Source organism: Rhizobium sp. 57MFTsu3.2, assembly GCF_012932765.1.
Taxonomy (GTDB): Bacteria; Pseudomonadota; Alphaproteobacteria; order Rhizobiales; family Rhizobiaceae; genus Rhizobium; species Rhizobium altiplani.
Window position 1 is genome coordinate 325,032 of the sequence record NZ_JDWI01000003.1, and the last position, 18,576, is coordinate 343,607.

20 protein-coding genes are annotated in these 18,576 nt (G+C 60.3%); 15 read left to right on the forward strand and 5 right to left on the reverse strand.

Annotated elements, in window-relative coordinates; translation table 11 throughout:
* Positions 1–10: 10 nt before the first annotated feature.
* Entirely contained in the window at positions 11–631 is a 621-nt protein-coding gene (gene folE, locus AF71_RS05700) for a GTP cyclohydrolase I FolE (RefSeq protein ID WP_018854970.1), read from the reverse strand.
* 307 nt (positions 632–938) lie between these two features.
* Between folE and AF71_RS05705 the strand changes: the two genes are divergently transcribed.
* From AF71_RS05705 to thrS, 5 genes are all read left to right on the forward strand, one after another.
* Positions 939–1,385: an iron-sulfur cluster assembly scaffold protein gene (locus AF71_RS05705; RefSeq protein ID WP_018854971.1), complete on the forward strand. Its 447-nt coding sequence runs from the start codon at positions 939–941 to the stop codon at positions 1,383–1,385.
* A 12-nt stretch (positions 1,386–1,397) separates the two neighbouring features.
* Positions 1,398–1,796, forward strand: a complete 399-nt coding sequence (yidD, locus tag AF71_RS05710; protein ID WP_113470433.1) for a membrane protein insertion efficiency factor YidD — start codon at positions 1,398–1,400, stop codon at positions 1,794–1,796.
* Positions 1,797–1,799: 3 nt separating this feature from the next.
* A complete protein-coding gene (locus AF71_RS05715; RefSeq protein WP_162763407.1) occupies positions 1,800–1,937 on the forward strand; it encodes a hypothetical protein in 138 nt (45 codons plus the stop codon).
* On the forward strand, positions 1,934–2,458 hold the full coding sequence (locus tag AF71_RS05720; RefSeq protein ID WP_169680294.1) for a DUF1697 domain-containing protein: 525 nt from the start codon (positions 1,934–1,936) through the stop codon (positions 2,456–2,458). The genes AF71_RS05715 and AF71_RS05720 overlap by 4 nt, the downstream gene beginning before the upstream one ends.
* Before the next feature lie 122 nt (positions 2,459–2,580).
* Positions 2,581–4,566: a threonine--tRNA ligase gene (gene thrS / locus AF71_RS05725; protein ID WP_169680295.1), complete on the forward strand. Its 1,986-nt coding sequence runs from the start codon at positions 2,581–2,583 to the stop codon at positions 4,564–4,566.
* A gap of 87 nt (positions 4,567–4,653) precedes the next feature.
* On the opposite strand, the gene AF71_RS05730 is transcribed toward thrS, so the two are convergent.
* The gene (locus AF71_RS05730; RefSeq protein WP_037089063.1) at positions 4,654–5,745 is read right to left on the reverse strand and encodes a hypothetical protein; all 1,092 of its coding nucleotides are present in this window, start codon (positions 5,743–5,745) and stop codon (positions 4,654–4,656) included.
* A 113-nt stretch (positions 5,746–5,858) separates the two neighbouring features.
* Here AF71_RS05730 and AF71_RS05735 point away from each other — a divergent pair, with 113 nt between their 5' ends.
* From AF71_RS05735 to AF71_RS05745, 3 genes are all read left to right on the forward strand, one after another.
* On the forward strand, positions 5,859–6,443 hold the full coding sequence (locus tag AF71_RS05735; RefSeq protein ID WP_018854977.1) for a nitroreductase: 585 nt from the start codon (positions 5,859–5,861) through the stop codon (positions 6,441–6,443).
* A complete protein-coding gene (locus tag AF71_RS05740) occupies positions 6,443–7,045 on the forward strand; it encodes a flavin reductase family protein (protein ID WP_113470431.1) in 603 nt (200 codons plus the stop codon). Before AF71_RS05735 ends, AF71_RS05740 begins: the two co-directional genes overlap by 1 nt.
* A gap of 77 nt (positions 7,046–7,122) precedes the next feature.
* Complete coding sequence (locus AF71_RS05745) at positions 7,123–8,295, forward strand: DUF2336 domain-containing protein (RefSeq protein WP_192241976.1); 1,173 nt, start codon at positions 7,123–7,125, stop codon at positions 8,293–8,295.
* Here AF71_RS05745 and AF71_RS05750 read toward each other — a convergent pair.
* A complete protein-coding gene (locus AF71_RS05750; RefSeq protein WP_113164078.1) occupies positions 8,292–8,699 on the reverse strand; it encodes a hypothetical protein in 408 nt (135 codons plus the stop codon). The genes AF71_RS05745 and AF71_RS05750 overlap by 4 nt on opposite strands.
* A gap of 108 nt (positions 8,700–8,807) precedes the next feature.
* Here AF71_RS05750 and AF71_RS05755 point away from each other — a divergent pair, with 108 nt between their 5' ends.
* Positions 8,808–9,266, forward strand: a complete 459-nt coding sequence (locus AF71_RS05755) for a GNAT family N-acetyltransferase (protein ID WP_018854981.1) — start codon at positions 8,808–8,810, stop codon at positions 9,264–9,266.
* Here AF71_RS05755 and AF71_RS05760 read toward each other — a convergent pair whose 3' ends face one another.
* Positions 9,267–10,445: an AI-2E family transporter gene (locus AF71_RS05760; RefSeq protein ID WP_018854982.1), complete on the reverse strand. Its 1,179-nt coding sequence runs from the start codon at positions 10,443–10,445 to the stop codon at positions 9,267–9,269. It lies immediately after the preceding gene.
* A gap of 205 nt (positions 10,446–10,650) precedes the next feature.
* On the opposite strand from AF71_RS05760, the gene AF71_RS05765 reads away from it, so the two are divergent.
* Both AF71_RS05765 and AF71_RS05770 read left to right on the forward strand, forming a co-directional pair.
* Positions 10,651–11,268, forward strand: coding sequence for a GntR family transcriptional regulator (locus AF71_RS05765; RefSeq protein WP_113470429.1), 618 nt, complete (start codon positions 10,651–10,653; stop codon positions 11,266–11,268).
* A gap of 3 nt (positions 11,269–11,271) precedes the next feature.
* Entirely contained in the window at positions 11,272–11,727 is a 456-nt protein-coding gene (locus AF71_RS05770) for an OsmC family protein (protein WP_169680297.1), read from the forward strand.
* Between the two features lie 5 nt (positions 11,728–11,732).
* On the opposite strand, the gene parE is transcribed toward AF71_RS05770, so the two are convergent.
* Positions 11,733–13,805 carry a DNA topoisomerase IV subunit B gene (parE, locus tag AF71_RS05775; RefSeq protein ID WP_062370902.1) on the reverse strand — a complete coding sequence of 691 codons (2,073 nt, stop codon included), beginning with the start codon at positions 13,803–13,805 and terminating at the stop codon, positions 11,733–11,735.
* Between the two features lie 215 nt (positions 13,806–14,020).
* Here parE and AF71_RS05780 point away from each other — a divergent pair, with 215 nt between their 5' ends.
* The 4 genes from AF71_RS05780 (at position 14,021) to AF71_RS05795 (ending at position 18,257) form a co-directional block, all read left to right on the forward strand.
* Positions 14,021–14,905: an alpha/beta hydrolase gene (locus tag AF71_RS05780; protein WP_113470459.1), complete on the forward strand. Its 885-nt coding sequence runs from the start codon at positions 14,021–14,023 to the stop codon at positions 14,903–14,905.
* 198 nt (positions 14,906–15,103) lie between these two features.
* Positions 15,104–15,874, forward strand: a complete 771-nt coding sequence (gene tpiA, locus AF71_RS05785; RefSeq protein ID WP_026371493.1) for a triose-phosphate isomerase — start codon at positions 15,104–15,106, stop codon at positions 15,872–15,874.
* Positions 15,875–15,981: 107 nt separating this feature from the next.
* Positions 15,982–16,488 carry a preprotein translocase subunit SecG gene (secG, locus tag AF71_RS05790; RefSeq protein WP_169680298.1) on the forward strand — a complete coding sequence of 169 codons (507 nt, stop codon included), beginning with the start codon at positions 15,982–15,984 and terminating at the stop codon, positions 16,486–16,488.
* 140 nt (positions 16,489–16,628) lie between these two features.
* Positions 16,629–18,257 (forward strand): CTP synthase, encoded by a 1,629-nt coding sequence (locus AF71_RS05795; protein WP_018854989.1) that lies wholly within the window; start codon positions 16,629–16,631, stop codon positions 18,255–18,257.
* The last annotated feature ends 319 nt before the right edge of the window (positions 18,258–18,576 follow it).

Sequence of the window (18,576 nt, forward strand, 5' to 3'; positions counted from 1 at the left end):
GAAGCCGTATTCAGCGGCTCCGGACCATGGACATGAATCGGGCTTGATCAGCCGGCTCAGTTTTGAACGTTCCGGTAAATGTTGTCGTCAATGTGGTCGAGCCCTGCTTTTGCACACCGCGCATCGCCATGCACATGTGTTCGGCCTCAATCATGACGGCTACACCGCGCGGAGTGAGCGTGTCGTCAATGGCCTTAGCGATCTGGGCGGTCATGGTTTCCTGCGTTTGCAGGCGACGACCGTAGATCTCAACGACGCGTGCGATCTTCGAAAGGCCCAGCACCTTGCCATCCGGCATGTAGGCAACATGGGCCTTGCCGATGATTGGAACCATGTGGTGTTCGCAATGAGAGAAGAACGGAATATCCCTCACCAGGACCATGTCGTCGTAGCCGGCAACCTCTTCAAAGGTACGGCCCAGCACATCTTCCGGGTCCATATCATAGCCGGCAAAGAGTTCACGATAGGCTTTGGCCACGCGTGCTGGCGTATCGAGCAGGCCTTCGCGCGTCGGATCGTCACCTGCCCAACGCAACAGCGTGCGGACGGCATCCTCTGCTTCTTTCTGGCTGGGCCGATCCGCATCGAGATCGGCGGGGGTCTGCGGAAAATTCTTGATGATGGCGTCCATATGTAACAGTCTCCTGATCCGCTTTGGCGGACCGTCTTTCGGACTAGCCACTGGCAATTCCACTCAAGGGAATTCATGCACCTTTGGCAGGCTCCGGGGCTTTCAGGGCTTGGTTTGCTGCCCTTCCGGCACGGTTTCCCAATCAAACTTAGCCGAGGCCATTGCATTTTTCTGGCCTTCGAACGACATACATATAGGAAAACGGCATCCTTATGTAAGTCTCCCGGCACGACACGCTGTGTTTTTCTTTTGTGCTACAATGAGTTTTGAGGCGCCGATCCGCATGAATTCTGGAGCGGAATCCACGATGGACGATATCTACAACAGCAAAATCCTGGAATTCGCGGGCAATATTCCGCTGATCGGCAGCTTGCCGGATGCGGACGCCAGCGCCCAGGCGCACTCCAAACTTTGCGGCTCCAAGGTCAAGATCTGGCTGAAGATGGACGGCGATACGGTCACCGCCTTCGCGCACGACGTCAAAGCCTGCGCGCTCGGACAGGCATCGTCTTCGATCATGGCCCGCCATGTGATCGGCGCCAGCGCGACTGAGTTGCGCAAGGCGCGAGAGGACATGCTGGCAATGCTGAAGGCGGACGGCGAGGGGCCGGAAGGCCGCTTCGAGGACATGCGTTATCTCCGCCCCGTGAAGGACTACAAGGCACGACATGCCTCGACGATGCTGACCTTCGACGCCGTCGTCGATGCGGTCAGCCAGGTCGAGGCCAAGCGCGGCGAAACCATCGAGGCCTGAGCGGCATAACCGATGTGCAAATTCTGTTCGATCAATCGCGATGAGGACGAAGACGAGGGTGGCGCCGCCGCACCGCGTCGATCCACGCGCTCCTACTCCCGAAATTACTCCGGCCCGTTTCGGAAGACGGCCGGCAGGGTGCTGGGGATGGGTTTCATTCGCGCCTACCAGTTGACCCTCTCCGGTTTCATCGGCAATTCCTGCCGCCACATCCCGACCTGCTCGGAATACGGCTATGAGGCAGTCGCCCGTTACGGGCTGTGGAACGGCGGATGGATGACGCTCTTTCGCGTCGCGCGCTGCGGCCCGGGCGGCACCAGCGGGCTCGACCCGGTTCCTGAGCAGCTCGGCGAACGCTTTCACTGGTGGACGCCCTGGCGCTACCTCGCGCTTGGTCGCAAGGCGGGCTGAACGATGACGCAAGGTGCATTTCGGGTGTTTCGCCGTCGCCTCGACGTCCCCGATGCCTCGCTCAAGTATGTGGATGCGGCCGCGTCCAAGCACGAACTCGAAGATTTTGGCGAGGGCGCGGCAGAGTTCTGCAAAGCATGATCTACGTCGCGCTCCTGCACAGCATTGTGCTTGCGCCCGGTCGCCGCGTGGTGATGTCCGACCTTCGCGACATGGCCAAGGACATCGGGTACAAGAATCCGAGGACACTTGTCTCGACCGGGAACATCGTTTTCGAGGCCGATGCCGCCCTGCTCGCAGAGATCGAGGCGAAGCTGGAATCGGCCTTCAAGGCTCGTTTCGGCAAACCGGTCGATATCATCGTGCGCAAAGGTATCGACTGGTTGACCCTTGCGAAGTCCAATCCTTTTGCAGACGGCGAGGGCAGTCAGGTGATCGTGCGCGTCATGCGCAGGCCGCTTCCACCTACTGCCATGGAGGCGCTTCGCCCTTATGCCGATCTTAAGCAGCGAATGGCACTCACCGCCGGCGACCTTTGGATCGATTTTGCCGGCAAGCCGAGCGAGTGGAAGTTGCTCTCGGCACTGACGACCAAGCGAATGGGCGTCGGAACATTGCGGAACTGGAACACGGTGCGTGGCCTTGCCGAAATGATCGGCTAAGCTGGCTTTTTCTTTACTCAAGCAGCAAATCTCGGTATCAGGCGGCGGCGCATTCGTGCGGACGAAGCGCTTCATTGCAACCACCCGCATTCGTTGGCGGGACTGGACAAGGAGAATTCTAGATGTCCCAATCCGTTTCCCTGACATTTCCCGATGGTTCCGTGCGCAGCTACGATGCTGGCGCAACCGGCAAGGATGTCGCAGAATCCATTTCCAAGTCGCTTGCCAAGAAGGCAGTCGCGATCGCTATCGACGGTCAGGTCCGTGACCTTTCCGATCCGGTGACGGCAGGCGCAATTGAAATCATCACCCGCACCGACGGCCGCGCGCTGGAGTTGATCCGGCATGACGCAGCCCACGTGATGGCGGAAGCCGTGCAGGAGCTCTGGCCCGGCACGCAGGTCACGATCGGCCCTGTTATCGAGAACGGCTTCTACTACGACTTTGCCAAGAACGAGCCCTTCACACCCGACGATCTGCCGAAAATCGAAAAGAAGATGAAGGAGATCATTGCTCGCAACGCGCCGTTTACCAAGGAAGTCTGGGCGCGCGAGAAGGCCAAGGAAGTGTTCGCCGCGAAGGGCGAAAGCTACAAGGTTGAACTCGTCGATGCGATTCCGGCAGGCCAGGATCTGAAGATCTATTATCAGGGCGACTGGTTCGACCTCTGCCGCGGCCCCCATATGGCATCGACCGGCCAGATCGGGACGGCGTTCAAGTTGATGAAGGTGGCCGGCGCCTATTGGCGTGGCGACAGCAACAATCCGATGCTGACCCGCATCTACGGCACGGCATTTGCCGAACAGGCCGAACTCGACAACTACTTGCACGTGCTCGCGGAAGCCGAGAAGCGCGATCACCGCCGCCTCGGCCGCGAAATGGACCTCTTCCATTTCCAGGAAGAGGGTCCGGGCGTTGTCTTCTGGCACGGCAAGGGATGGCGCATGTTCCAGACGCTCGTCGCCTATATGCGCCGTCGTCTCGCCGAAGACTACCAGGAGGTCAATGCGCCGCAGGTGCTCGACAAGTCGCTCTGGGAAACCTCCGGTCACTGGGGCTGGTACCGCGACAACATGTTCAAGGTCACCGTCGCCGGCGACGATACGGATGATGACCGCGTGTTCGCGCTGAAGCCGATGAACTGCCCCGGCCATGTGCAGATCTTCAAGCATGGCTTGAAGTCTTATCGCGAACTGCCGATCCGTCTTGCGGAATTCGGCACAGTTCACCGCTACGAGCCGTCCGGTGCTCTGCATGGGTTGATGCGTGTGCGCGGCTTCACGCAGGACGATGCGCACATCTTCTGCACCGACGAGCAGATGGCAGCCGAGTGCCTGAAGATCAACGATCTGATCCTGTCGGTCTACAAGGACTTCGGCTTCGACGAGATCACCATCAAGCTCTCAACGCGCCCGGAAAAGCGTGTTGGTTCGGATGATCTTTGGGATCGCGCCGAAAGCGTGATGACCGACGTGCTGGACACGATCCAACACCAGTCGAACAACATCAAGACCGGCGTTCTGCCGGGCGAGGGCGCGTTCTATGGTCCGAAGTTCGAATATACGCTAAAGGACGCGATCGGCCGTGAATGGCAGTGCGGCACGACGCAGGTCGACTTCAACCTGCCGGAACGCTTCGGTGCCTTCTACATCGACAGCAATTCGGAAAAGACGCAGCCGGTGATGATCCACCGCGCGATCTGCGGTTCGATGGAGCGCTTCCTCGGCATCCTGATCGAGAACTTCGCAGGACATCTGCCGCTGTGGGTATCGCCGCAGCAGGTCGTCGTCGCGACGATCACGTCCGAGGCCGACGGCTATGGCGCCGAAGTCGCGGCAGCGCTGCGGGACGCCGGCCTGACCGTTGAGACCGACTTCCGTAACGAGAAGATCAACTACAAGATCCGCGAGCATTCCGTTACGAAAGTTCCCGTCATCATCGTCTGCGGGAAGAAGGAAGCGGAAGAGCGCACGGTCAACATCCGCCGTCTTGGCAGCCAGGAGCAAACCTCGATGTCGCTTGACGAGGCAATCGCAAGCCTCGGGCTCGAAGCCACGCCGCCGGACGTGCGCCGGAAGGCGGAAGCGAGGAAGGCAAAGGCAGCCTGAGCTGCCTCCAGCACGTGAATACAACACCGCCCGGTTTCTAAAAGAACCGGGCGGTTTTTCTTTGTCTGTGGCCCCCTAGGAGGCCGATCAGTCCGCGTCGGCGCCGGTGCCGCCCTGGAGCTGATCGTAGGTAGGTAGCGGTGCCTGCGTATTCGGCGAGCCGTCACTCGCTGGCGGTTGCTGATCCGGCTGAACCTGAACGGTTTTAGCGGCCTCTGTCGGTTCTTCGGGTTGCACGTCCTTCATAAGAACTTCGACGTCTGTGTTCTTGCCGGCTTCGACCTTGAAATCCCGCTGGTAGATCTTGTCCTTGTTTCGAGCGACGGCGGAGTATTCGCCTTCGGCGAGCACCATGGTCGGGAAAGCGCTGACGCTCTCGCCGACACTGTCGCCAGCGGCCGTCAGGATCGACCAGGCCGTATCGGCGATCGCTTCCCCACCGGCGTCGGACACGAGCTTGAACGTGATCTGTGCTGCCTTGTGCTGGATCGTTGCTTCCGTGAGCTTGCCTGCCTCCACCTGGATATCGGCGCGGATCGAGGCATTGGTGTCGCCGTATTCGGAGACGATGTGGTAGGTTCCGGCATTCAAGCGAACCACGGTGTTTGGCGGCACGTCAGCCATGACAAGACCGCGCTCGCCGTCCTCACGCACGTCGGCGGAGTAAATCGAGAAGCTGAGCTGATCCGGGCGAATGCGAACGTCCGTTCCCGAGACCGCGTTCAGCAGTAAGCCACCGGCTTCCAGCACCATCGTCTGCTTGTCGACCTGACCCTCTTCAGGAACCGTCAGCTTGCGCGTGACACCGGCGCGACCGAAAGAAACGTTGACGAAATAGTCTCCCGGCGCGAGCTGAAAATCCGCGGAGCCGCCTTGCGAGGACGCGATCAGCGGAAGCTTTCCGTCGGTGCCCGCTGCCGGGCTGAACACATACCAGGAGAGACCATCCTGAACAGGATCGCCGTTGGCGGTCAGTTTCGCCTCGAGCGCGATCTCGCGCAGCTTCGAGCCCTGCGGGGCGGTGCCCGGCGCGATGAAGGCATTCAGCTTCGGCATTTTCGCAGTCGTATCCAACTGCTTGAAGGTCTGGAAGGCGTCCTGCGCCTGGCTGCTTAAAGGCAGTAGGGCGGTCAAAACCAAGGCCAGGCTTATGCGTGCATATGGCGAAATGCCAACCATCTGTCGTGCGAACCAATTGACATCTGAAATCACAGAGGCCACTTCAAGACCAACGCGATGGCAAATTCAAGACCCATCCCAAATGCTGTCATGAAAATGGAAGTCTCTCCCGCATGAAATCCGATATCAAGCTGATCGACTATCTCGGTGTCCGTCGCTCTATTCCCGCTTTCCAGATGTGCGAGCCGGGCCCCGACAAAGCCGAGATCGAAGAGATTTTGCGCCTGGCCTCCCGCGTGCCCGACCACGGCAAGCTCGCGCCATGGCGCTTCATCGTCTATCGCGGCGAAGAGCGTGCCCGGATTGGCCAAGAGCTCCTCAAGCTCGCGCTCGAGGCCAAGCCAGAACTGTCTGAGGAAATGGTCCAGGTGGAGCGTACGCGCTTTACCCGCGCTCCTGTTGTCGTTGCCGTCGTCAGCAAGTCCGGCCCGCACATCAAGATTCCCGAGTGGGAGCAGCTGATGTCTGCTGGTGCTGTCTGCCTCAACATCATCTTCGCCGCCAATGCCCACGGCTGGGTCGCCAACTGGCTGACGGAGTGGTTCGCCTATGACGAGCGCGCCTACGAACTCCTGGGCGTCAAGTCGGGCGAAAAGATCGCTGGTTTCATTCACATGGGCTCAACGACGTTTCCGCCCGTCGAGCGCCCGCGCCCGGAACTGACCGAGACTGTGACCTGGGTTGGCGGAGGGGACTGATGTTCTATACCACCGATACGAACCGGCATGGCCTGTCGCACGATCCCTTCAAGGCCATTGTCTCGCCGCGTCCGATTGGCTGGATCGGCAGCAGGGGAAGCGACGGCTCGATCAACCTTGCACCGTACTCTTTCTTCAATGCGATTTCCGACCGCCCGAAACTCGTGATGTTTTCCTCCGCCGGTCTAAAGCACAGCCAGAGGAATGCGATCGAGACCGGCGAGTTCACCTGTAACTTTGTCAGCCGGAACCTGGTCGAGAAGATGAATATCTCATCTGCGGCCGTCGACTATGGCGTTGACGAGTTTGCTCTTTCCGGCCTCGCCGCCAGGAAGGGTGAGCTTGTCGACGCGCCCTACGTCGCCGAGGCCTTTGCCGTGCTCGAATGCAAGGTAACGGAGACCCTTGTGCCGAAGTCACTCACCGGTGAAAATTCCGAGAACATCATGATCCTCGGTCAGGTTGTCGGCATCCACATCGACGAGACGATCATTCGCGATGGGCGACTCGATATGGCGATCGCCAGGCCAGTCGCCCGCATGGGTTACATGGACTACAGCGAAGGCAGCGACGTGTTCGAAATGTTCCGGCCGCAGGTTTGACGTTGGCCGTCAGCGCTTAAGGAACATGGTGAACCAATCATAAACTTTTCCAAGATACCGTGATCTCACTGATTGGAATGCGAGAGAATCGCATTCGGGCATGGGGCACACGGGTGATCGTAGAAGCATTTCTTCGTTGGGCGGAAACTGCCAAGGCCGGAGACAGGGCCCGTGCGGCCAGTGCCCTCGGCAGAGCCTATCTGCAGTCCGAAATGGCAGCAGAAGAACGCGCCGCGGCCGAGATGGCCATGACTTTCCTGCTCGACGACCCATCCCCCAAGGTGAGGCTGGCGCTTGCCGAAGCAATCTCTTGGTCACCGGAGGCGCCGCGAGCGGTTATTCTCTCGCTGGCCGCGGATCAGCCGGAGATCGCCTGCCATGCGGTCACATGCTCACCCTTACTGTCGGACGCAGACCTCGTGGATCTCGCGGCCAGCGGCAGCGACATCACGCGAATGCTGATTGCCGCGCGCGGCACGATTTCACGGCCGGTTTCAGCCGCGCTCGCCGAGATCGGTGAAGAAGAGGCCGTCCTCTGCCTTCTCGAGAACGGCGGGGCGGCCATCGCGCCTTACTCTCTTAAAAGAATTGCCGAGCGGCTCGGCCATCACTGCGAAATCCGCAATCTGCTGCTGGAGCGCGGGGATCTTGCGGCGGACGCGCGTCAGTTGTTGACGCAGCATGTCAGCGCCGCCCTCGTTGGTCTGCCATTGGCGCTAGCGACGATCGATCCCGGCCGACTGCACAGGATCAGCAGAGAGGCCAATGAAACTGCCATCGTGTCGATTGCTGGCGAGATTACGCCGCGCGAGATTTCAGACCTTGTCGAGCATTTACGGGTTAGTGGCCACCTAACGCCGTCGTGCCTGATCCACGCTCTTTGCTCCGGAAAGGTCGAGTTCTTCGCAGGCGCCATCGTCAACCTGACTGGCTGCGAAGAGCGACGCGTTCGCTCCATTCTCGCAACCGGTCGCATGCACGCGGTGCGCGCCCTCTATGAGACGGCCGGCCTTTCCCGCGAGATCAGCACGATCTTCGTCGAAGCGACGCTGTTGTGGCGGGACGCATCGAAAGATCTGGCAGCGACGATGCTCGGCGACGTCTGCGGCAAGCTGCTTGAGAAGTTCCGCCGGCATGCAACGCATGGGGCCGTGCAGGAACTCCTGGAGATGATCGAAAGGCTGCACATCGCTGAACAGCGGCAGCATGCACGCGCTTATGCTCAATTTACGTCGCTCGCCGCAGCCTAGCGGTGCAGCCGCTTCGCCACCCAGGAATAGCTGCCCGAGACGAAGTGGACGGGTGAAGCCAGCGCTGTTTTCATTTCGCTACCGGACGGCAGGTACGCGCGCACCTCACTCGCCACCCGGTCAGCGAGGGCCGACAATCGACCCTGCGTTTCGGCTGGAACGGGCGGCGTCGGCGCGCTTTCCACGACCGCCTTTGGCGCTTCCGGGGAGGCAGGCTTCGGTGGCTCACAGACAGCAATTACCGTTGGGTAGCTGACATTCGTATAGCGCTTCAGCTGCCTTTCCGAATCGGCGTCGCACATGGCGACGGTCTGCCATTTCTGCTCAACCGTGGCGAGATAGTTGCATTGTGTGACCGAGTCGTTGCAGCCTAGGATCGTCATTGCAACCAGCACCGCTTGCATAATATCGCCTTTTGAATATTGAACCTTCGCCTCTTAGATGCTGAAATTCCAACAGAATGAAGGCGCCCCAACATTTTTTACGCGGGCGCCACAAGACAGGAAAAACCCGTGTCCATTACGATTGCATTGGAAACACCGCGCCAAGACGGCGTGCTCCGCTTGCTCGACATGTCCGACGCCTATGCCCAGTCTCTGTATCCGCCAGAAAGCAATCACCTCGTCGATGTATCGACCCTGGAGAAGCCGGCCGTCAGCTTCTTCGTCGCCCGCAACGAGGGTGCGATCGTTGGCTGCTGTGCACTGGTCGAGGCTGGCGACGGAACGGCGGAGATCAAGCGGATGTTCGTCGATCCCGGCGCCCGCGGCTTGAAAGTGGCAAGCAAGCTGATGGACGCACTCGAAACGACGGCCGCTGAAAAGAAGCTCCAAGCCGTCCGTCTTGAAACCGGCATTTACCAGCCAGAAGCGATCGCTCTCTACCGAAAGTACGGCTATGGCGAAATCGAAGCGTTTGGCAGCTACCTGCCAGACCCACTTAGCCTGTTCATGGAAAAGCGGCTGCCCTGATCATTCGGCCGCGCGAGACGCCGGCGGGGCCTGCTCGTCGATCATGACGTTCGGGCCGGTTTCGGCACTCCGGACCTCGTGCATCCATTCGCGCCAGATCGCCACAATGAGGGCCATCAGCACCGGCCCGATGAAGAGGCCGAGAAAGCCCATGGTTTTCACGCCGCCGACAAGGCCGAAGAAGGTCGGCAGGAATGGCAGCTTGATGGGACCGCCAACAAGCTTCGGACGAAGTGTCTTGTCGACAATGAACAGCTCGACCGTTCCCCAAACGAAAAGGCCGATGCCTGCGATATGTGAGCCACTGGCGAGCAGGTAGACAGACACCAGGGTAAAGGACAGCGGGGCACCACCGGGTATCAGGGCCATGATACCGGTCAGGACGCCGAGCGTGACGGGCGAGGGGACACCGGCGATCCAATAAGCGACGCCGAGCACGATGCCTTCGCCGATCGCGATCAGCGTCATGCCCATGACAGTCGAGCTGATGGTTGCCGGAACGACGCGGGAAATTCGCTCCCAGCGGTTCGGAAGAATGCGTTCGCCGAGCATATCGATCTGCTGCGAGAAGGAGGAACCATCGCGGTAGACGAAGAACAGCGCGATCAACATGAAGAGCAGCGTGAGGAGCAGGTGGAAGGCGCCACCGCCAGCTGCCAGAATCGCCCGATAGATGTTGCCGATATGGGCGCCGCTCACAGCCTGGATTAGCTCACCCATGGCACCGGGGCTGCCGATATATCTGGTCCACAGTTCATCGAGATACGGACCGGCAAAAGGCAGGGCGATGATCCACTGCGGGGTTGGCGCACCGGACCTGTTTGCGTGCACGGCCCAGGCCACCCATTCGCGCACCTCACCTGTCGTATAGGTGACGGCGAAAAAGATCGGCAACACGAGAAACGTCACGATCATCAGAATGGCGATGGTGGCGGCGACCGTTGTGTTTCCACCGACACGGCTGAGAAGCCGGCGATACAGCGGCCAGCTTGCAAAGCCGATGACAAGGGCGGCGAGAACCGGGACAGCAAAGCCGTAGAAGAAGTAGACGCCAGCAGCGACAACAAGCACGAGCAGCCAGCGCGCCGCGGAGATGGAGGGAATTAACGGCGTGCGGGCTGGGCCTGAGGGGCCGAGCCATCGCGGCTCTCGCTGGATGTTGTTGTTCGGAAGGCTCACGTCGTTCTTTTCCCCTGTTTTGGCTATGGATATGGGCCATGCGTCCCTCGGGCGCAAGCACAATGACCGATTCATGTCATCGACTGGCGCCCGTGAGACCACCGGCGATCCATACTACGCTCCCTAACGCTATTCTTCGCAATCAATATGACAGAAATCCTGCCACAGCGTTGCCAAAATACACTTGCGCGTTTACTTTGGATCCATGGATACAAACCTGATTGCAACGGCGCTGCGGCGCGAAATAGAAGGCGGGAGCCTGCCGCCAGGGACCGTCCTGAAACAAGAGCTCCTGGCAGAGCGGTTTGGCGTGAGCCGCCAGCCGGTACGCCAGGCGCTAGATCGGTTGCTAGCGTCAGGCCTGCTCGACCGGCGGCCTGACCGAAGCCTGGCCGTCGCCGGTTTGACGGAAGAGCAAGCACGTGAACTCGCCGAGATCCGCGCAGCCTTGGAGAGCATGGCGCTGCGCGCTGCGCTGCCGCTGCTCGGCGACAGCGACCTGCGCAAGGCGCGCCGTCTCAATGAAGATCTGATCGAAGAGGATGATCCGGCCACGCTGGAGGAGCTGGATGTCGCCTTTCATCGAACGCTCTACGGGCGATGTGGCAATCGCCGCCTTCTGTCCATGATCGACGAACTGCGGCGTGAATCGCGTCGTGCCTATCTGAGGCAGCCAAAGGGCTCCAACGAGCGTGTGATCCTCCACGCCGAGCATCGCGCCATCATAGACGCATGCGCGCGTCGCGACGAGGCTGAGGCACTGAAGGCCCTGTCGGGCCACCTGCAGATGACAACAGCGCGCCTGACGCGCAAGGGAGAATGAGAGATGACGACGTTTTCCGCGGAGGTCGCATGGGAGCGGGGCGCGGCAAGTTTTATCGACGGACGCTATAGCCGCGGGCACAGATGGAGCTTTGATGGCGGCGCCACCGTCGCTGCCTCCGCTTCGTCGCACAATGTGCCGTTGCCGTACGCGCTTGCCGAGAATGTTGATCCGGAAGAGGCATACGTTGCAGCACTGTCGAGCTGCCACATGCTCTTCTATCTCTGGCTGGCCTCAAAGAAGCGCATCCTGGTCGATAGCTATGTCGATGCGGCAACCGGCCTTATGGAAACTGTGCAGGGCAGGACAATGGTGAGCCGCGTGGAGCTTCGACCGCAGGTTACCTATGCCGGCGACAGGCCGAACCGAGAGATCGAACAGAAACTCCACCACGAAGCGCACGAGTTGTGCTTTCTTGCCAACTCCGTGAAGACGGAAATTACGGTGCGCCTCGACTAGCCGGTTCAGATATCGAGGTTTTCCGCAAAGGCGGCGCGATCCTGAATGAACCGGAAGCGCGCTTCCGGCTTCGTTCCCATCAGGTCGTCGACCGCCGTGCGCGTACCCTCGAAATCCACCTCGTCGATAATCACGCGCAACAGCGTGCGCTTGCCTGGGTCCATGGTGGTTTCTTTGAGCTGCGCCGGCAGCATTTCGCCGAGGCCTTTGAAACGGCTGATTTCGACTTTCGCCTTGCCCTTGAACTCGGTCTCCATCAGCTCGGCGCGGTGCGCATCGTCGCGGGCGTAAGCGGACTTCGCGCCCTGGGTGATCTTGTAGAGCGGCGGTACGGCCAGGAAGAGGTGACCGCCACGGACCAGCTCCGGCATTTCCTGATAGAAGAACGTGATCAGTAGCGAGGCAATGTGGGCACCGTCGACGTCGGCATCGGTCATGACGATGATGCGTTCGTAGCGAAGGTCTTCCTCACGATACTTCGAGCGGGTACCGCAACCGAGCGCCTGAACGAGATCGGCGAGCTGCTGGTTGGCGCCAAGCTTTTCGCGACCGGCACTGGCGACGTTGAGGATTTTGCCGCGCAGGGGGAGGATCGCCTGGTTGGCACGATTGCGAGCCTGCTTGGCCGAGCCACCTGCCGAGTCACCTTCGACGATGAAAAGTTCGGCACCCTGGGCGGTGTTCTGTGCGCAATCGGCTAGCTTGCCGGGCAGGCGCAGCTTGCGCACGGCGGTCTTGCGGTTGACTTCCTTTTCCTTGCGACGGCGCAGGCGTTCTTCCGCACGCTCTATAACCCAGTCGAGCAGCTTGGCTGCCTCGTTCGGATTGTCGGCAAGGTAGTGGTCAAAGGGGTCGCGGAGTGCGTTTTCAACGATCCGCTGGGCTTCGACCGTGGCGAGCTTGTCCTTCGTCTGGCCGACGAATTCCGGCTCGCGGATAAAGACCGAGAGCATGCCGACGGCGGAGATCATCACGTCATCGGTGGTGATCTGGGCAGCGCGCTTGTTCTGCGTCAGTTCGGCGTAATTCTTCAGGCCCTTGGTCAGCGCGATGCGCAGGCCCGCCTCGTGCGTGCCGCCTTCGGGCGTCGGGATCGTGTTGCAGTAGGAGTGGACCTGGGGATCGCCGCCGTACCAGGTGATCGCCCACTCCAGGGAGCCATGACCACTGGTCTTCTCGGTTTTCCCTGCGAATATCTCGCGGGTAACGGTGAATTCCTTGCCCATCGTCGCCTGCAGGTAATCCTTCAGGCCGCCGGGGAAGTGGAAGACCGCCTTGTCAGGTATCTCCGAGCCTTGCGGCAGAACGCCTTCCTCGCAACTCCAGCGGATTTCGACGCCGCCAAAGAGGTAAGCCTTGGAGCGTGCCATACGGAACACACGCCCGGCATCGAACTTCGCGTGCTCGCCAAAGATCTGCGGATCGGGGTGAAAGCGGACTCGCGTGCCACGACGATTGTGGACGTCGCCGAGTTCTTCCAGTTCGCCCTGGGGCAAACCGCGGGAAAAGCGCTGACGATATAGCTTCCGATTGCGCGCAACCTCGACTTCCAGCACGTCGGAAAGCGCATTGACGACGGAAACGCCGACGCCGTGCAGACCACCTGACGTCTCATATGCCTTGCCGTCGAACTTGCCGCCCGCGTGCAGCTTCGTCATGATGACTTCAAGGGTCGACTTCCCGGGAACTTGCGGGTGATTCTCGACGGGGATACCGCGGCCATTGTCGCTGACCGTCAAGTAGCCCTGCAGGTCAAGGTGAACCTCAATGAAGTTGGCGTGGCCGGCGACAGCTTCGTCCATCGAATTGTCGATGACTTCGGCGAAGAGATGGTGAAGAGCCTTTTCGTCGGTGCCGCCGATATACATGCCCGGCCGCATGCGGACGGGTTCAAGACCCTCGAGAACGCGGATCGAGGACGCGCCGTAGTCTTCCGACGTCGAGTTCACGGGCGCCGGACGCAGGGCGGGGGCAGCAGCCTTAGCGGGTGCGGCCTTTTGTGGCTCGGCAGACTTTGGAGCTTCCTCCTGCTTCGGTGTCAGGGGCAGTCCGGAAAAGAGGTCGTTGCTATCGTCCATGGGGCCGTTCAGATCTTTATCCTGTCGGGCAGGGGCCTTACGCCAAGCCTGACCCAAAATCACCGCATTTGATGTCACGTTTGCGAATCAGGCAGATTCTGCCAGAAAGCGCCTCGTTACGCGACGCCGCCCGATCAGGCGGACTTCCTTAGGAAGTGGTTTGCGTTGGCGGGCGTGGAATGGCAAGCGGCCAGAAGGCTCAGGGAACCATGCTCATGCGAATGTCCACAAGTCATTGCACCATTATTACCGCAATTGCGGCCTTTTTCCTGACGACGACGGCAAGCGGCCGAGCGGCCGAGAGCCTGCCGCCCTTTAAGGACGAGCTCTTCTCCACACAAAATGTGCTGCGGACGAGCGATAATGGCGCCCTTGACGTCATCGAATACGACGAGATGCGGGACATCAACGGCCGCGATCAGATACCCCAAAAGCGCGCCCAACAAAAATACGTGTCTCTCGGCGTCAAAAGGCAGCAGTCGGACGAGACCTTGCAGCTTGGTTCGCAAAGACTCGACGTTACCAGGGTGGGACAAAGCTCGGGAGCGGCATTTACGGTCATTTTCATTCACGGTCGTAACGGCGACCGGCGCCTCGGCGTGAACGACTACAGTTTCGGGGGCAACTTCAATCGCCTGAAAAACCTGGTCGCCGGCAATGGCGGTGTCTATTATTCGCCGACGGTCAAGAGCTTCGACAGCGATGGCGTCGCCGCGATCAAAGGGCTGATCCGCTACGCTTCCCAGCAGTCGCCCGGCAAGCCGGTCATTCTGGCGTGTGCGTCGATGGGCAGCCAGGTCTGCTGGGGCTTGAGCCGTGACCCCGCCAGCGTGAAAGCCCTCAAGGGAATGGTGATCCTCAGCGGCGTTACCGATCCGGACTTCGGCAAGAGCCCGTCCTTCAAGGCCAAACTGCCGCTTTGGTTCGCGCATGGCAGCCGGGATCCGGTCTATGCAGCGACAGACCAGCAGGCACTCTTCGAAAAACTGCTGAAGGGGGATTACCCTGCACATTTCACGCTCTATCAGACGGGAAATCACGGAACACCGATCCGGATGATCGACTGGCGCCGCACGCTGAACTGGATATTGGGTTCGTGACGACAGCCTAAGTCGCCTGACCGCCGGGCGAGCGTCATGGCGGCCGCCTGGTCTATGATTTTCAGCAACATGGGCTCCGAATTTTAAGCATTTGCGCGACAAAAGGCCGTTATTTCCCTTAGGGAAGGTGCCCAAACCTTTTCATTGATCCCCGCTTTTGCTAAGGCCCCACGATACGTGGAAGATGGGAAGGCTGGCATGACACCTGACGTGCGTCCGCTTGTGGCGGGAAACTGGAAAATGAACGGCACGCGTGCCTCCCTCGACCAAATCAAGGCAATCGCCGAAGGTGTTCAGGGGCCACTTTCCGATAAGGTGGAGGCGCTGATCTGCCCTCCGGCAACGTTGCTTTATGTCGCCACTGCGCTCTGCACCGACAGCCCGCTGGCGATCGGCGCACAGGACTGCCACCAGAAGCCCTCGGGCGCCCACACCGGCGATATTTCGGCCGAAATGATCGCAGACTGCTTCGGCACTTACGTGATCGTCGGACATTCGGAGCGTCGCACCGACCATGCCGAGACCGACCATCTTGTTCGCGCCAAAGCGGAGGCTGCGTTCGCGGCCGACCTGACGGCAATCGTGTGCATCGGCGAAACGGCGGACGAACGCAAGGCAGGCCAGACCCTCGACATCATCAAGCGTCAGCTTTCCGCCTCGGTGCCGGATAGCGCGACGCCGGAGAATGCCGTCATTGCCTACGAGCCCGTCTGGGCGATCGGCACCGGCGTTACCCCAACCGTGGAAGACGTAGAGAAGGCGCACGCCTTCATGCGTTCCGAGCTCGTCGCCCGCTTCGGGGCGGCTGGCAAGAAGATCCGCATCCTCTATGGCGGCTCGGTCAAGCCAAGCAATGCAAGGGAGTTGATGGGCGTCGCGAATGTCGATGGCGCACTGATCGGCGGTGCAAGCTTGAAAGCGGCCGATTTCCTCGCCATCTACGGCGCATACGGAGCGCTGGTTGCTTAGAGCCGTGTATATTCCGAGCCTAAGGGCTTGGAATAGCGGATCACCTCATGTAAAGAGCGCCAGAATTTTACTTTATGCCCGCCGCGCGCGTGGGCAGGACTGGACCCATGCAGACCGTTTTGATTGTCATCCATCTCATGATCGTGCTGGCGCTTGTCGGCGTCGTGCTCATTCAGCGCTCGGAAGGCGGCGGCCTCGGCATCGGCGGCGGCTCGGGCTTCATGTCTGCCCGTGGCACGGCCAATGCGCTGACACGCACGACCGCGATCCTGGCGACGCTGTTCTTCATCACGTCGCTCGGCCTCGGCATTCTCAACCGCTATGAAAGCCGTCCGACGGATATTCTGAACCGTATTCCGGCGACGAGCGGTGAGGGCAAGGGTATTCTCGACTCGCTCGGCGGCCAGAACGGCAATGCCGCTCCGGCTGCACCGGCCGCGCAGAACAACAACGGCGTTCCGACCGGCGGTGAGACCGCTCCGGCTCCGGCAGCAACTGCTCCGGCCGCACCGGCACCTGCCGAAACGGCTCCGTCTACTCAAACTGCTCCGGCAGCACCGCAGGCGGCTACGCCTTCCGCTCCGGCGCCCGCCACCGTCCCAAGCGGACAGTAAGCGGCACACAGCATCAACCGCCGGCAGGCCCTCGGGTCTGCCGGTTTTCTTTTGTTCAGATTCCGCGCTGGCACCAAAAGTTCTGGAAAAGAATTTTTGGGCTGGTGGAATCGTTTTTGAAAAGGTATCCGGTGACTCCCATGGCGCGATACGTATTTATCACTGGCGGCGTGGTTTCCTCTCTCGGTAAAGGAATTGCGGCCGCGGCTCTCGGAGCGTTGCTGCAGGCCCGTGGTTATCGGGTGCGGCTTCGCAAACTCGACCCCTATCTGAACGTGGACCCGGGCACCATGAGCCCGACCCAGCACGGCGAAGTCTTCGTCACCGATGACGGTGCCGAAACGGATCTCGATCTCGGCCACTACGAGCGCTTTACCGGGCGTTCGGCGACCAAGACCGACAACATCACCACCGGACGCATCTACAAGAACATCATCGACAAGGAACGCCGCGGCGACTATCTCGGCGCGACCGTTCAGGTCATTCCGCACGTCACCAACGAGATCAAGGACTTCGTCACCGAAGGCAACGGCGACTACGACTTCGTCATCTGCGAGATCGGCGGCACGGTCGGCGATATCGAGGCGATGCCGTTCATGGAAGCGATCCGCCAGCTCGGCAACGACCTGCCGCGCGGCACTGCGATCTACGTCCACCTGACGCTGATGCCGTATATTCCGGCTGCCGGCGAACTGAAGACCAAGCCAACCCAGCACTCCGTCAAGGAACTGCAGGCGCTCGGCATTCATCCGGACATCCTGCTGGTGCGCGCCGACCGCGAAATTCCGGAAGCGGAACGCCGCAAGCTGTCGCTCTTCTGCAACGTCCGTCCGTCCGCGGTGATCCAGGCGCTCGACGTCGCCAACATCTACGACGTCCCGATGGCCTACCACAAGGAAGGGCTCGACAACGAAGTGCTGGCAGCCTTCGGCATCGAGCCGGCACCTAAGCCCCGCCTTGACCAATGGGAAGAGGTCTGCAACCGCATCCGCACGCCTGAGGGCGAGGTCACGATTGCCATCGTCGGCAAGTACACCGGCCTCAAGGATGCCTACAAGTCGCTGATCGAAGCGCTGCATCACGGCGGCATAGCCAATCGCGTCAAGGTCAACCTGGAATGGATCGAATCTGAGGTCTTCGAAAAGGAAGACCCGGCGCCGTATCTCGAGAAGGTCCATGGCATCCTCGTTCCCGGCGGGTTCGGCGAGCGCGGCTCGGAAGGCAAGATCCATGCGGCCCGCTTCGCACGCGAACGGAAGGTACCGTATTTCGGGATCTGCTTTGGCATGCAGATGGCCGTCATTGAAGCCGCCCGCAACCTTGCCGGCGTGGAAAGCGCCTCGTCGACCGAGTTCGGCCCGACGAAGGAGCCCGTTGTCGGCCTGATGACCGAATGGGTGAAGGGCAATGAGCTGCAGAAGCGCACGGAAGCGGGCGATCTCGGCGGCACGATGCGCCTCGGCGCCTACAAGGCTGCGTTGAAGAAGGATACGAAGATCTCGGAGATCTACGGTTCGACCGATATTTCCGAGCGCCATCGCCATCGCTACGAAGTCAACATCGACTACAAGGACCGTTTGGAAGACTGCGGTCTCGTCTTTTCGGGAATGTCACCGGACGGTGTACTGCCCGAGACGATCGAGTATGCTGAGCATCCCTGGTTCATCGGCGTTCAGTACCATCCGGAACTGAAGAGCCGTCCTCTCGACCCGCATCCGCTCTTCGCAAGCTTCATCGAAGCCGCAACCGAACAGAGCCGCCTAGTCTGACCTTCAAGAGGCCGCCTCAACGAGGCGGCCTTATACATTGCGAGGCCGGTGCATCGGTTATGATGCACCGGCCTCGTTTGCCATTGAGGTGATTGCAACACCGCAGTGACGATGCGCAGAGCGGTTGGTCCTAGCGGGCCTGAACTTTCGTTCGTAAAAAAGCAGAACCCTTTGCGCATTTCGAGGCTTCGTCGAACCGTTGAGAGAGCTTCGCGCTCGCGTATAAGGGAGACATCGCCTCATGACCTATACTAGCCGCTTTATCGGCATCGACATATCGAAATCGTCCTTCGACATCTGCGTGCTTCCCGACATGCAC

Excerpts from the sequence above, each read along its gene's own strand:
- AF71_RS05730 (WP_037089063.1), bottom strand. The coding sequence starts at position 5,745 with ATGGTTGGCATTTCGCCATATGCACGCATAAGCCTGGCCTTGGTTTTG.
- AF71_RS05765 (WP_113470429.1), top strand. The coding sequence starts at position 10,651 with ATGGATACAAACCTGATTGCAACGGCGCTGCGGCGCGAAATAGAAGGC.
- AF71_RS05795 (WP_018854989.1), top strand. The coding sequence starts at position 16,629 with ATGGCGCGATACGTATTTATCACTGGCGGCGTGGTTTCCTCTCTCGGT.
- AF71_RS05715 (WP_162763407.1), top strand. The coding sequence starts at position 1,800 with ATGACGCAAGGTGCATTTCGGGTGTTTCGCCGTCGCCTCGACGTCCCC.
- secG (WP_169680298.1), top strand. The coding sequence starts at position 15,982 with ATGCAGACCGTTTTGATTGTCATCCATCTCATGATCGTGCTGGCGCTT.
- tpiA (WP_026371493.1), top strand. The coding sequence starts at position 15,104 with ATGACACCTGACGTGCGTCCGCTTGTGGCGGGAAACTGGAAAATGAAC.
- AF71_RS05780 (WP_113470459.1), top strand. The coding sequence starts at position 14,021 with ATGCGAATGTCCACAAGTCATTGCACCATTATTACCGCAATTGCGGCC.
- AF71_RS05770 (WP_169680297.1), top strand. The coding sequence starts at position 11,272 with ATGACGACGTTTTCCGCGGAGGTCGCATGGGAGCGGGGCGCGGCAAGT.
- AF71_RS05740 (WP_113470431.1), top strand. The coding sequence starts at position 6,443 with ATGTTCTATACCACCGATACGAACCGGCATGGCCTGTCGCACGATCCC.
- folE (WP_018854970.1), bottom strand. The coding sequence starts at position 631 with ATGGACGCCATCATCAAGAATTTTCCGCAGACCCCCGCCGATCTCGAT.
- AF71_RS05745 (WP_192241976.1), top strand. The coding sequence starts at position 7,123 with ATGCGAGAGAATCGCATTCGGGCATGGGGCACACGGGTGATCGTAGAA.
- parE (WP_062370902.1), bottom strand. The coding sequence starts at position 13,805 with ATGGACGATAGCAACGACCTCTTTTCCGGACTGCCCCTGACACCGAAG.
- AF71_RS05735 (WP_018854977.1), top strand. The coding sequence starts at position 5,859 with ATGAAATCCGATATCAAGCTGATCGACTATCTCGGTGTCCGTCGCTCT.
- thrS (WP_169680295.1), top strand. The coding sequence starts at position 2,581 with ATGTCCCAATCCGTTTCCCTGACATTTCCCGATGGTTCCGTGCGCAGC.
- AF71_RS05705 (WP_018854971.1), top strand. The coding sequence starts at position 939 with ATGGACGATATCTACAACAGCAAAATCCTGGAATTCGCGGGCAATATT.
- AF71_RS05720 (WP_169680294.1), top strand. The coding sequence starts at position 1,934 with ATGATCTACGTCGCGCTCCTGCACAGCATTGTGCTTGCGCCCGGTCGC.
- AF71_RS05750 (WP_113164078.1), bottom strand. The coding sequence starts at position 8,699 with ATGCAAGCGGTGCTGGTTGCAATGACGATCCTAGGCTGCAACGACTCG.
- yidD (WP_113470433.1), top strand. The coding sequence starts at position 1,398 with ATGTGCAAATTCTGTTCGATCAATCGCGATGAGGACGAAGACGAGGGT.